The organism is Tsukamurella sp. 1534 (assembly GCF_000312385.1).
Classification (GTDB): Bacteria; Actinomycetota; Actinomycetes; order Mycobacteriales; family Mycobacteriaceae; genus Tsukamurella.
On sequence record NZ_HE997626.1, the window covers coordinates 552,153 to 564,687 of the forward strand.

13 protein-coding genes and 1 pseudogene are annotated in these 12,535 nt (G+C 69.5%); 6 read left to right on the top strand and 8 right to left on the bottom strand.

Annotated elements, in window-relative coordinates:
- The first annotated feature begins 35 nt into the window (after positions 1-35).
- Entirely contained in the window at positions 36-752 is a 717-nt protein-coding gene (locus tag BN39_RS02760) for a GntR family transcriptional regulator (protein ID WP_019200827.1), read from the top strand.
- Positions 753-783: 31 nt separating this feature from the next.
- Positions 784-1,641: an alpha/beta fold hydrolase gene (locus tag BN39_RS02765; RefSeq protein WP_019200828.1), complete on the top strand. Its 858-nt coding sequence runs from the start codon at positions 784-786 to the stop codon at positions 1,639-1,641.
- A 3-nt stretch (positions 1,642-1,644) separates the two neighbouring features.
- Here the strand turns inward: BN39_RS02765 and BN39_RS23790 are convergent, their stop codons facing one another.
- From BN39_RS23790 to BN39_RS02785, 4 genes are all read right to left on the bottom strand, one after another.
- Entirely contained in the window at positions 1,645-2,490 is an 846-nt protein-coding gene (locus tag BN39_RS23790) for an Abi-alpha family protein (RefSeq protein ID WP_019200829.1), read from the bottom strand.
- Between the two features lie 2 nt (positions 2,491-2,492).
- Entirely contained in the window at positions 2,493-3,767 is a 1,275-nt protein-coding gene (locus BN39_RS02775; protein ID WP_019200830.1) for a hypothetical protein, read from the bottom strand.
- A 236-nt stretch (positions 3,768-4,003) separates the two neighbouring features.
- Entirely contained in the window at positions 4,004-4,459 is a 456-nt protein-coding gene (locus BN39_RS02780) for a PTS glucose transporter subunit IIA (RefSeq protein ID WP_019200831.1), read from the bottom strand.
- Entirely contained in the window at positions 4,456-4,683 is a 228-nt protein-coding gene (locus tag BN39_RS02785) for a PTS transporter subunit EIIB (RefSeq protein WP_019200832.1), read from the bottom strand. The genes BN39_RS02780 and BN39_RS02785 overlap by 4 nt, the downstream gene beginning before the upstream one ends.
- Positions 4,684-4,792: 109 nt before the next feature.
- On the opposite strand from BN39_RS02785, the gene BN39_RS02790 reads away from it, so the two are divergent.
- Complete coding sequence (locus BN39_RS02790) at positions 4,793-6,028, top strand: PTS transporter subunit EIIC (protein ID WP_051158806.1); 1,236 nt, start codon at positions 4,793-4,795, stop codon at positions 6,026-6,028.
- A 5-nt stretch (positions 6,029-6,033) separates the two neighbouring features.
- Positions 6,034-7,179, top strand: coding sequence for an N-acetylglucosamine-6-phosphate deacetylase (gene nagA, locus BN39_RS02795; protein WP_081586030.1), 1,146 nt, complete (start codon positions 6,034-6,036; stop codon positions 7,177-7,179).
- Positions 7,180-7,276: 97 nt separating this feature from the next.
- On the opposite strand, the gene BN39_RS02800 is transcribed toward nagA, so the two are convergent.
- The 3 genes from BN39_RS02800 to BN39_RS22610 are packed head-to-tail and all read right to left on the bottom strand — an operon-like array spanning position 7,277 to position 10,336.
- The gene (locus BN39_RS02800; RefSeq protein WP_040766441.1) at positions 7,277-8,101 is read right to left on the bottom strand and encodes a PhzF family phenazine biosynthesis protein; all 825 of its coding nucleotides are present in this window, start codon (positions 8,099-8,101) and stop codon (positions 7,277-7,279) included.
- Between the two features lie 49 nt (positions 8,102-8,150).
- Positions 8,151-8,906, bottom strand: a complete 756-nt coding sequence (locus BN39_RS02805) for an amino acid ABC transporter ATP-binding protein (protein WP_019200836.1) — start codon at positions 8,904-8,906, stop codon at positions 8,151-8,153.
- Entirely contained in the window at positions 8,903-10,336 is a 1,434-nt protein-coding gene (locus tag BN39_RS22610) for an ABC transporter substrate-binding protein/permease (RefSeq protein ID WP_019200837.1), read from the bottom strand. The genes BN39_RS02805 and BN39_RS22610 overlap by 4 nt, the downstream gene beginning before the upstream one ends.
- Positions 10,337-10,640: 304 nt before the next feature.
- Between BN39_RS22610 and BN39_RS02815 the strand changes: the two genes are divergently transcribed.
- Together BN39_RS02815 and BN39_RS02820 are read left to right on the top strand one after the other, a co-directional pair.
- Complete coding sequence (locus tag BN39_RS02815; protein ID WP_019200838.1) at positions 10,641-11,003, top strand: helix-turn-helix transcriptional regulator; 363 nt, start codon at positions 10,641-10,643, stop codon at positions 11,001-11,003.
- Positions 11,000-11,497, top strand: coding sequence for an SRPBCC family protein (locus BN39_RS02820; protein WP_019200839.1), 498 nt, complete (start codon positions 11,000-11,002; stop codon positions 11,495-11,497). Before BN39_RS02815 ends, BN39_RS02820 begins: the two co-directional genes overlap by 4 nt.
- Positions 11,498-11,512: 15 nt before the next feature.
- Here BN39_RS02820 and BN39_RS02825 read toward each other — a convergent pair.
- Positions 11,513-12,516: pseudogene (locus BN39_RS02825) on the bottom strand (diiron oxygenase).
- Between the last annotated feature and the right edge of the window lie 19 nt (positions 12,517-12,535).

The window sequence follows — 12,535 nt, forward strand, 5'->3', positions numbered from 1 at the left end:
GTACTGGTCATTACCTGGTGTGACAAGATGAGCTGATGATCGCGGACGGCCCGATTCCGAAGCACGAGCAGCTCCGGGCACTCCTCGAGCAGCGCTGCGCCGAGGATCTGGTTCCCGGAGCGGCCCTGCCCAGCGAGCGGCAGCTGTGCGAGGAGTACGGCGTCTCCCGCATCACGGTGCGCGAGGCGCTCCGGCAGCTGGTCGCGGAGGGCACGCTGGTGCGGATCCGCGGCAAGGGCACGTTCGTCGCCGACCACCCCGCGCGGTCGCAGCTGCACCTCGCGTCGTTCCACGAGGACATGCGCCGCCTCGGCCGGGCACCTTCCACCGTCGTGCTGCAGACGGAGCTGCGGGTCCCGCCGCCGTCCACCACCTCGGCGTTGCAGATCCGGGCCGCGGACAAGGCGTTCCACATCAAGCGACTCCGCCTGGCCGACGGGGTGCCGATCTCCATCGACGACGCCTGGTACCCGGAGACCGTGGCGCCCGGGCTCGACCGGCACGACCTCACGCAGTCGATCTATCAGCTGCTGCGCAGCGAGTACGGCCACGCGATCGACCACGCCGAACAGTCCATCGGGGCCATCTCCGCCGACGGCGAGTTGGCCCGCCTCCTCGGAGTACCCTCGGGCGCACCGCTACTCGCGTTCGACCGGGTCTCCTTCTCCGGCGCCGCGCGCGTGGAGCACAGCTACTCCTGGTACCGCTCCGACCGCTACCAGGTCCAGATGACGGTCACCGACCCCGGCTGACGGACCCGGACATCGTGGTAGCTTCTGGTCGATGACCTCCACCTCCCCCACACTGGTCCTGGTCCACGGCGCGTTCGCCAACTCGTTCTCCTTCGCACCGCTGCAGGCGGCGCTCGCGCTGCGCGGCGTGCGGTCCCTCGCTGTGGACCTGCCCGGCCACGGATTCCAGGCCACCTTCCCCGCCGCCTACCAGGCGCCGCAGGACCGAGAGGCGCTGGCCGCCGCGCCCAGCAGCATGGCCGGAGTCACCCTGGCAGACAACGCCGCCCACCTCATCGGCGTGCTCGAACGCGCCCGCGAGCACGGCCCCGTGACCGTGCTCGCGCACAGCCGCGGCGGCATCACGCTCACCGCGGCGGCGAACGCGCGCCCGGACCTCATCGACCGCATGGTGTACGCATCCGCATGGGCACCGGTCGATCTCGACGTGGACGCCTACCAGACGGCCCCGGAGATGGCCTCGTTCGACGGCGCGGCGCTGGCCGGCCTGGTGGCCGCGAATCCGGCGGACATCGCCGCCCTCCGGTGCGACTTCCGCACCGCCGATCCGGCGTCGCTCGCCGCGGTGAAGAAGCTGTTCCTCGCCGACGGGACCGAGGACGAGTTCCGCACGTTCCTCACGACCTTCCAGCCCGACGAGAACCTCGACGTGGGCGGCGCCGCCGACCGCGCCCGCGCCGACACGTGGGGAACGGTCCCGCGCACCTACATCCGGCTCAGCGAGGACGAGAGCATGCCGATCGCCATGCAGGACCGCCTCATCCGGGAGGCGGACGCCCTCACCCCCGGCAACCCCTCCGATGTGCGCACGCTCCGCTCCAGCCACCTGGGCTGGCTGGTGCACACGGACCCGGCCGCAGACCTCCTCGCGGACATCGTGGCGGGCTGAGGCTCAATCGAAGGTGAAGCAGGTGCCGCAGAAGTCGCGGCCGAACGGGGTGATCTCGATGCGGCGCCGGATCGTCTTCGCGTAGCGGCCCGCCTTGCCCATCGCGTCCATCACCGTGGGCTGCACCTGCAGCAGTTCGTATCGCTGCACCTCGACCTGCTCCTTGGAGAACCAGATCAGGCCCAGGCGGTTGAGGTTGCCGAGGTACGACGGGAGCCGCTCGGCGTGCCGGCAGCCGGCCACCTCCGAGATCATCGACAGGCCCGCGGCCACGGTCTCCGAGCCGACGCCGAAGGGCCGGTTGGTCCGCACGTCCACCGCGGGCTGCGCGCCCTCGAGCACCAGCAGCCGCAGGATGCGGGCCTCGTCGGGGCACAGCTGCATGAGGATGTACTCGAACGCCGGGTGCGGGGCGTCCGGGAGCGGCGACTGCGCGGACTGCAGCAGTAGCCGGTTGCCCTTCTTCCGCAGTTCCTCCCCCGACGGGATCGGGGGCTGCTCGAACTCGTCCTCGAACTCCTCGACGATCTCCCCGTGCACGATCTCCCGGGGCGCGGGCTCGGTGAGCGCGACGTCCACCAGATGCTCGGCCTCGTTGACGAACTGCCGGGTGATGCGCTGCGCGGAGCCGCCCACCTCGCGGCCGAGGTTCAGCGCCGAGTTCGACGCCCGGCCGAGCGCACCGAGGAGGCCTCCGCCGCCCGCCTGCTCGGGCTCCGCCACGGCCGGAACGTCGGCGTCCCGCGTCGCGATCTCCCAGCGCTCCGAGGCGGTCGCCTCCCGCGCACCGTCGGTCTTCGCCCGCCGCTTGGCGGCGTCGCGCCGCGCGGCCCCGGACTCGTCACTCACGTCTACACCCCGAATATCGCTAGATGGAGGAACCCGGCGAACGAACCGAGCACCGCGCCGTGCAGGAACAACAGCCACTCATCCTGCTTGATCGCGGACCGGAGCAGCTCACTGAGGTCCTCGGGACTCAGCTTGTTCATCCGCTCGACGACGAACGTCCGCACCTTGCACTGCTGCTCGGCGACGAACTTCGGGTCGTTGACCGTGGCCTCGGCGACCTTCATCGCCTCCACTCCTACCAGCTGGGGCACGCGGTCGTAGGCCTCGAATCCCACCGAGAGCTTCACGAACCCGCGGGCCCACCCCGCCGCGTTGTCGATCGAATCCCGGAGCACGGTCTCGACGGTGGCGCGGGTGCGGTCCGAGCGCGGGCCGTGCAACAGCTCGTCGCAGATGTTCTCGATGGTGATCACCTTGTCCGCCATCACGATGGCGTACTGCTCGGCGATCTCCTTCTTGCGTTTGAGGAACAGCCCCTGCTTCCACGGCACCCACCACTTGGGGTGGATCGGTTCGAAGATCATCAGGATGCCGATGTAGTTGACCACGTAGCCGATGACCACGCCGCCCAGCGGGAGCAGCCACCAGTACGGGAAGAAGTGCAGCAGGGCCACCAGGATGAAGCCCATGGGGAAGCCGAAGTAGAAGCCGAAGTTCTGCATGAACACGAGCTCTTTCCGGCCCATGTTGTAGAAGATGTCCTTGAGCACCTTCGGATTCGCCGTGAGGTACCGGATCACCATGAGCTTGGCGTCGATGTAGTCGTCGATGTTCTCGCCGATGGTCGACGTGATCTTCCGGACGTCCTGCGGCAGGGATGCCGACACCCGCCGGTACACCAGCAGTTTCACGTCCTCGGGCAGCGAGTACCACAGGCGCGGGTTCTCGCGCTGCATCACGCTCTCCACGATGGACGGGATCATCGGCATGGACGCGCGGGTCAACACCTCCGAGACGTGCTCGGGATCCATCACCTCGTAGAACTCGGCGATACTGCCGACCTTGTTCAGCGATTTGTCGACGGCGATACTCGCCATCTTCTCCGCGCGCGAGGGCACGATGCCCTGCCAGCCGACGCGGCCGTCGGGCTGGATCGCGGGGATCACCTGGACGCGACGCGGGAGGAACGGATAGAGGGTGGCCATCCCGGGGAACTTGAACCCGTAGAACTTCTTGGGCTCGAACAGCATCAGGATGCCGGTCCAGTTGGTGATGTAGCCGATGATGCCCGTGAACAACGGGACGGTGATGAGATGGCTGATCAGGTCCGCGCTCACGACGGGCTCCGATCGACCCCGTCGACGCTCCCCGCCGAGCTCACCACACAACCTCCCGCATCACCACACCATTGGCGGGGCACCCGTCCTTCGAATGCCTCACGACCGTCGAGCCTTTGTTCTTCGCGCGCAACTGTACTCAACGAAGTGAGAGGTTTAAGACACTTGTCGATCACCCCGGCCACCCCCTGCCGCCGGAGCCTTTGAAAAAGATTGTCTCCCACGGCCTTCCAATCTCACGCCGAGAAGATCACATCTCCTGCGGCGACATCGCGCTCGGCCGGATCGTCGATCGCGCCCGGCTTGGAGTCCATGAGTACCACGGGACAGATCGCACTGAGTCCACGTTGCCGAATCGCCTCGGGCGAAAAGGAAATCAGCGGCTGGCCGGCGACGACCTTCGCCTTCTCCTCGGCCAACAGGGTGAACCCCTCGCCCCCGAGATTCACGGTGTCGATGCCGACGTGCACCAGCACCCCGGCGCCGCCGTCGCCCAGCACGATCGCCGCGTGCGGGTGCAGCTTGAGCACCGTGCCCGCCACCGGCGAACCCACGACCGCCTCGGCACCGTCGGGCGGGACCGACGGCTCGATGGCCACCCCCGAGCCCACCATCTGGCCGGCGAAGACCTGATCCGGCACCGCCGAGAGCGGCAGGAGCCGCCCGGCGACCGGCGCCAGCACATCCGTCACAGGAGGTCCTGCACTTCCTCGGCGAGCGCGTCGGCGGTCGGGCCCACGACGACCTGCACCGCGGAGCCCGCGATCATCACTCCGTGCGACAGCTTCTTCAGGGCCGCCTGGTCCACCTTGCCGGTGTCCTTGACCTCGCAGCGCAGGCGGGTGATGCAGCCCTCGACCTCTTCGATGTTGTCGGCCCCGCCGAGCCCGTTCACGATGTCCTGCGCCTTGGCCATGTTCGCCGCCTTCCTAGACGAGATGTTTGCGACGAAACCCACGCACGCCGCGACAACTGGTTATAACCTGTCGTCAGGTTAGTTGACCTGCACTCGACAGGAGCGAGAAATGAGTTCCAACTCCGGTTCCGGTATATCAGCACGAAGGCTCGATCTGAGCGGTCTCCAGAAACTCGGCCGCAGCCTCATGCTGCCGATCGCGGTGCTGCCGGCCGCGGGGCTGCTCCTCCGGCTCGGGCAGGACGATCTGCTCGGCCGCTGGTCGTCGATGAAGACGGTGGCCGCCGTGATCGGCGGCGCCGGCGACGCCCTGATCTCCAACCTCCCCATCCTGTTCGCCGTGGGTATCGCAATCGGCTGGGCCAAGAAGTCCGACGGCTCCACCGCGCTCGCCGCGCTCGTCGGCTACCTCTCGTTCCAGGCGGTCGAGAAGGCCATGTCGCCCGTGGTCCTCGCGGGCGAGGTGGACAAGTCGGGCGAACCGGCCGTGGTCGATTACGGCGTGCTCGGCGGCATCGTGATCGGCATCCTGTCCGCCGTCCTCTGGCAACGCTTCTACAAGACGAAACTGCCGGACTACATCGGCTTCTTCTCCGGCCGCCGGCTGGTGCCCATCCTCACCGCCTCGGCCGCGATCGTGGTGGGCGTGATCATGTCGTTCGCGTACCCGCTGTTCAACTGGGCGCTCACCGGTCTCGGCACCTGGGTCGCGGAGAACTCGGTCGTCGGCGGCGGCGTGTTCGGCACGGTCAACCGGCTGCTGCTCCCCCTCGGCCTGCACCACATCATCAACTCCGTGGTGTGGTTCATCCTGGGCGATTACCGCGCACCGTCGGGCGAGATCGTGCACGGCGACGTCTCCCGGTTCCTCCAGGGAGACCCCACCGCCGGCACCTTCATGACGGGCTTCTTCCCCATCATGATGTTCGGCCTGCCCGCCGCGGCGTTCGCGATCTACCGCTGCGCCAAGCCCGAGAACCGCACGATGGTCGGCGGCATCATGGTGTCCGTCGCGCTCACCAGCTTCCTCACCGGCATCACGGAGCCGCTCGAGTTCTCGTTCATCTTCGTGGCCTGGCCGCTGCTCCTGGTGCACGCCCTCCTCACGGGCAGCTCGCTGCTCATCGCGAACTGGCTCGACATCCACCACGGCTTCACGTTCTCCGCGGGCGCCATCGATTACGTGCTCAACTTCGGTAAGGCCACCAACCCGCTGTGGCTCATACCCATGGGGCTCGTCTACGCCGTGATCTACTACTTCACGTTCTCGTTCATCATCACACGCCGGAACCTCAAGACACCGGGGCGCGAGGACGAAGACGAGGAAGCAGAGATGATCGCTTGACCGAGCTGCTGCGCGGCACCGTCGTCACGCCGTCCGGGACCATCGACGACGGCGTCGTCGCCCTCGCCGACGGTCTCATCAGCGAGGTCGGCCCGGCCTCGGCCTTCCCTCCGGCGACGGTTCCGCCCGCGACCGGCCTGGTGTACGTGCCGGGCATGATCGACGTGCACTGCCACGGGGGCGGCGGGTTCGGCTTCCCGGACTCCGACGCCGACGGTGCGCGGGCCGCCGCCGAGCACCACCTGCGCCGCGGCACCACCACGATGCTCGCGTCCCTCGTGTCCGCCGCGCCGGAGAAGCTGCTCGAGCGGATCGCGGTGCTGAGCCCGCTGGTGGACGACGGCACCGTCGCGGGGCTGCATCTGGAGGGGCCGTTCCTGGCGCAGGAGGTGTGCGGGGCGCAGGACCCGCGGTACATCATCGACGGCGATCCGGCGCTGCTCGCGCGGCTGCTGGACGCCGCGGGTGGGCGCATCGCGTCGATGACCGTCGCCGCGGAGACCGCCCACTTCGACGAGCTCGCGCGCCTGCTCTCCGACGCCGGCGCCGTGGTCTCCGTCGGCCACACCGCGGGCGACTACGACACCGTCGCCGCGGCCCTGGGCACGCCCACGGGGCCGGTCAGCGTCACGCACCTGTTCAACGGCATGCACCCCATGCACCACCGGCACCCCGGCGCGGTCGGGGCCGCGCTCACCGTCGCGGGCGAGGGCCGCGCCGTCGCCGAGATCATCGGCGACGGGGTGCACCTCGACGCCGGCACCGTGGCGATGGTGTTCGCCACCGTCGGGTCCGACCACGTCGCCCTCATCTCCGACGCGATGCAGGCCGCGGGCATGCCCGACGGGCAGTACACGCTGGGGCCGCTCGACGTGACCGTCGGGGGCGGGGTCGCGCGGCTCACTACGCCCGACGGTGCTCCCGGCGCCATCGCCGGCGGCACCGCCTCGGTCTACGACGTGTTCGTCCGCGCCGTCCGGCACGCCGGCGTTCCGCTCGCCGACGCCGCACGCGCAGGCGCCACCACGCCCGCCCGCCTGCTGGGGCTCAAGGACCGCGGGGAGCTGGCCGCGGGCCTCCGCGCCGACCTGCTGGAACTGGACGGGGACCTGTCGCTGCGCCGGATCCTCCGCGGCGGCGCAGAGGTGTAACACCTGCGATCCCGGTGTCCGTGGCCACCTTCGACGCCCGACTACACGCCGGAGCGGCGACCTACGGCATCGCGTCGGCGATCACGGACCGGGTCTCCTAGAGGGAGAGCTCGCCGCGAATCGTGGTGGTGGTCGCGCCGCCGATCCAGGTCTCGCCGTCTGCGCGCTCGACGTGGACTCGGCCGCTGCGGCCGAGTCTCGTGCCCTGCGATGCGATGTAGCGGCCGGGCAGCACGTCGCCGATCAGCCACTGCGCCAGGCCGGCGTTGAGGGACCCGGTGACCGGGTCCTCGGGCACGCCGAGATCAGGACAGAAGGCGCGGACCTCGACGGCGCGCTCGTCGCCCTCGGGGTACGGGCCGACGGCTCCCACCTGCAGCTCCCCCATCGTCGCGAAATCCGGTTCCAGCGCGAGCACCGCGTCCGCGTCGCGCAGCCGCGCCGCGACCCAACCGGGGCCGTTGTCCACCCACTGCACCGCCAGCAGGTCCGACGGTGCGAGGCGCAGGCTCGCAGCCACGCGCTCGACGACCTCCGGCTCGGCCGGCCCGCTGCGCACGAGCGGCGGGGCCGCGAAGGCGAGCGTCCCCGCGCGCCGCAGCCGCACCAGCCCGGCGCCGCACTCCTGCACGAGGGTCCCAGGGGTGCGCGGCGCCCCTCCCGCCTCGAGCCACGCGTGCGCGCTGCCGAGGGTCGGGTGCCCGGCGAACGGCAGTTCCCCGCCCGGGGTGAAGATCCGCAGCCGGTAGTCGGCGGCGGGGTCGGTGGGCCGCAGCAGGAAAGTGGTCTCGCTGAGGTTCGTCCACCGCGCGAACGCCGCCATCTGCTCGTCCGTCAGCCCGTCGGCGTCGTGCACCACGGCCACCGGGTTGCCGAGGAGCGGTTCCTCGGAGAAGACGTCGACCTGCCGGAACACGTTCACGTGGTGCACCTTTCGCTCGGTAGAGGTCCCTGCCGCAGCCGGGGCGGCATCACAGCGGATGGAGGATGCGATCGAGGAATTCGCGGGTGCGGGCCTGCTGCGGATCGCCGATCACTTCGGCGGGCGGCCCGGACTCCAGCACCTTCCCGCCGTCGACGAACAGCACCTGATCGGCCACGTCGCGGGCGAACGCCATCTCGTGCGTCACCACCACCATCGTGCGGCCCTCCGTCGCCAGGTCGCGCATCACCGTGAGCACGCCCCCGACGAGCTCCGGATCCAGCGCGGAGGTGGGCTCGTCGAACAGCACGACCTTCGGCCGCAGCGCCAACGCGCGGGCGATGCCGACGCGCTGCTGCTGCCCGCCCGACAGCTGATGCGGGTACTTGTCGGCGTGGTCGGCCAGCCCCACCCGGTCGAGCAGCGCCCGGGCCTCCGCCTCCACGTCGCCGGCGGGCCTGCGCTGCACCACGATCGGCCCCTCCGTCACGTTCTCCAGCGCCGTCTTGTGCGGGAACAGGTTGTGCGACTGGAACACCATCGCGCTCTGCGCGCGATAGCGGGCCAGTGCCGCCCTGCCCGGCTCCCCGGCGGCGAAATCGAGCGTCTCCGACCCGACGGTGACGGTGCCCCCGTCCGGCAGCTCGAGCGCGTTGAGGGAGCGGAGCACCGTCGTCTTGCCGGAACCGGACGGTCCGATGACGACGGTGACGGTGCCCTCCGGCACCGCGAAGTCGATGCCCCGCAGCACCGGCCGGTCGCCGAAGGACTTGGTCAGGCCCCGCACCGAGATCAGGTCGGTCATCGCGTCACGTACCTCTCGAATCGATCCTCCAGGCGTGACTGCAGGAGGCTGAGCACCAGGCAGATCACCCAGTAGTAGCAGGCCGCCACCACGTACATGATGAAGAAGTCGTAGGTGGGCGCGGCGGCGATCTGGGCCTGCCGGAACAGCTCGGTGACCAAGATCGCGGACGCCAGCGAGGTGTCCTTGACCAGCGAGATCAGGGTGTTGGCGAGCGGCGGGGTCGCGGTGCGCGCCGCCTGCGGCAGGATGATCCGGCGCAGCGACGTGCGGTAGTCCATACCGATCGTCGTGGCCGCCTCCCACTGCCCGCGCGGCACGGCCCCGATCGCCGCGCGGATGATCTCCGCCGCGTAGCCGCCCACGTTGAGCGAGAAGGCGATCACGGCGGCGAGGAACGGATCGAACACCACGCCCGCGAGCGGCAGCCCGTAGAAGATGATCACGAGCTGCACCAGCAGCGGGGTCCCCCGGATGATCGAGATGTAGCCGCGCGCGAGACCGCTCACCGCCCGCCGCTTCGACATCCGCGCCAGCGCCACGACGAGGGCGATCGCGAGGCCGATGACGAAGCTGATCGCGGTGAGCGGGATGGTCTTGGTGACCGTCGCCTGCGCCATCGGGACCAGGTTGCGGCGCACCATGTCCCAGGTGCTCGACCCGTGGGCGGCCTCCTGGGCGCCCGCGCCGAAGAACCGGTCCGAGATGCGCGCCGCGGTGCCGTCGGCGCGGATCTCGTTGAGGCCGCGGTTGATCTCGGGCAGGAGCCCGGAGTTCTTCCGCGCCGCGAACACCGATTCGGACTTGTCCGGGGTCTCCGCCGCGATCTCGACGGGCGCGCCGGGCGTCACCTTGAGGTAGTTGCGCACCACGCCGGTGTCGTTGACCACCACGTCCACCCGCCCCTGCGCGAGGACGTTCGCGGCGTCGGTGAAGCTGTTCACCGCCTCGATCCGGGCGCCGGCCTTCTCGGCGACGCCGGACCAGCTGCTGGTGATGCTCTGCGCCGCGGTCTTCCCGCGGATGTCGTCGATCGAGCGCACCGAGGTGTCGCCCTTGCGCACCAGGATCGATCCGCCGGTCTGCAGGTAGGTGTCCGACAGGTCGTACTTGGCGGCCCGCTCGTCGCTGCGGGTCACCTGATTGGCGACGAGGTCGAACCGCCCCGATTCGAGGCCGGCCATCATCGAGTCCCACGGCGTCTCGACGAATTCGACGCGCTTACCGATCTTCTCGGCGATCGCGGTGATCATCTCCACGTCGTAGCCGGTGAGCCGCCCGGCGTCGTCGTGATAGCTGTACACCTGGTAGACGCCCTCGGTGCCCACGCGCAGCACGCCGGGCGGCGCCGGATCGGCTTGCGCCGGTAGCGGTCCCGCCACCAGCAGCACCGCGGTCAGCGCGAGCAGCACCCGCCTCAGCACGGACATGTCGGACCTCCACGGCGTGGAACCCGGAGGGAATCGGCGACGAAGGCGGGCGGGCGCATGCACTGTTCCTATCACCCACGCCGCCCGACGGGGCGGGTACCGCTTCCCGCGACACCCCGCTTTTCCCGCGATCACCAGGGCGATCGCGGGATCGAATCACGATCGCGGGAAGAGTCCGCGGGGACGCGCGGAAACCTTTTTCAACCAAGGGGTTGAACACGGCGAGCGACGGGTGTACCGTCTTATTCAACAGATCGGTTGAACACTCTGGAAGGAGGCCCACACGGACGAGCAACAGGAACTCTTGAACAAGGCGTTCGCCGCCCTGGCGGACCCCACCCGCCGCGACATCGTGGCCCGGCTCGCCGACGGCGACGCCACCCTCACCGAGATCGCGGAACACTACGACGTGAGCATCCAGGCGGTCTCCAAGCACCTCGCGGTGCTACAGACAGCCGGCCTGATCAGCAGGACCAGACAGGCGCAATCACGCCCGGCCCACCTCGAGGCCGAGATGTTCGACCGCATGAACGGATGGATCGAGCGCTACCGGCGCCGCGCGGAGCGGCGCTACCGGCGCCTCGACGCCGTCCTCGCGGACCTGGACACCCCGACGCACGACCACCACGACGACACACCCCACACCACCGAAGGAGAACCATCATGACCACCACCGACAACGAGGCCCGGATCGAAGCCTCCCCCTCGCTCCCCGCCATCACCATCACCCGCGAGTTCCGGGCCACGCCGGCGCAGCTGCACCGGGCCCACACGGATCCCGAGGTCTACACGCAGTGGATCGGCCCGTCGGACATCGACACCGAGATCACGCACTGGGACGCGCGCACCGGCGGCAGCTGGTCGTACCTCAGCGTGCGCCACGGCGAGAACGGCCGCGAGGAGTACGGCTTCCACGGCAGCTTCCACGACGTCACCGACGACCGGATCGTGCAGACCTTCACCTTCGACGGGATGCCCGACGCCGTCTCGCTGGAGACCATGACCTTCGAGGACCTCGGCGACGGTCGTACCCGCCTGCACTCCACGTCACTGTTCGACAGCTTCGAGTCGCGCGACGGGATGCTCGCGAGCGGCATGGACGTGGGCGTCAACGACGGCTACGCCAAGCTGGACGACCTCCTGGAGAAGGGCGGCCTGTAACCGCCCGCCCCGCCGTCAGGCGGCGTCGTACTGCGGTTCGCCGCGGAACCGGGACTCGCGCCCGTCGATGCCGAGACGCCGCCAGACGCGGCGGGACACCGGATTCATCAGGCCGATGCGGTGCGCGAGGGCCCGGACGTCGCCGAACACGTCGGCCCGCATCCGGCGGTTCGCCGGATCACGCCAGAAGATCTCCCGGCGCACCTCGTCCGGCACCTCGAAGGCCTCCCAGAACTCCTTGGGCGGCACCATGATCACGTTGTTCAGCGACCACATCACCACGGGCATCACGATGGAGAGGATGCCGCGCTGGATGCGGCTCATCCTGGGCACCCGGTATTCGAGCAGTTCGTGCGCGAACGAGATGTGCCGCGCCTCCTCGGCCACGTGGATGGCGATGATCGCGGTCATCGCCGGGTGCTGGGTGGAACCCGCCCGCAGCTGCCGCTTCTGCATGTGGTCGATCGGTTCCTCGCCGCCGAGCACGCCCACGAAGAAGCCCGGAGGCGCCCACACCGCGGCCCGCGTCAGCCGCGGCATCACCCTGCGGAACCACCGCGGCGCGCCCGGCACGTCCTGGCCCGTGCGGTTGACGAACTCCTGGAACATGAGGGTGTGGTTGCACTCCTCGCGCGCCTCGTGCGTGGCGTAGCGGAACTCGGCGGAGCCGTTGCGGCGCACGAACGAGTACTGCATGAGCGCGGCGATGAGGATCTGCTCGAACTGCAGGCCCGCCTTGACCAGGTTCGCCTGGCGCCAGACGCCCATGGCGATCCGCTTCTCCAGCGGCTGCGCCCGGTACCACGCGCTGCGGCCGATGTAGTCCAACTCCGGGTCGAGCACCCAGCGCGGTCGGCCGGGTCGATCGCCAGCTCGTCGGAATCCCAGTCGATGTCCAGGTACGGGTCGAAGTTCCGGTGCACCGAGGCGTCCGAGAGGTCCGCGAGAGTCTGCTCGAATCCGCCGCGGTCCAGGCCGGCCGACGGCACCCGCGTCGTTCCCGTATCGCTGATAGTCATGATCACTACCTCGTCATAT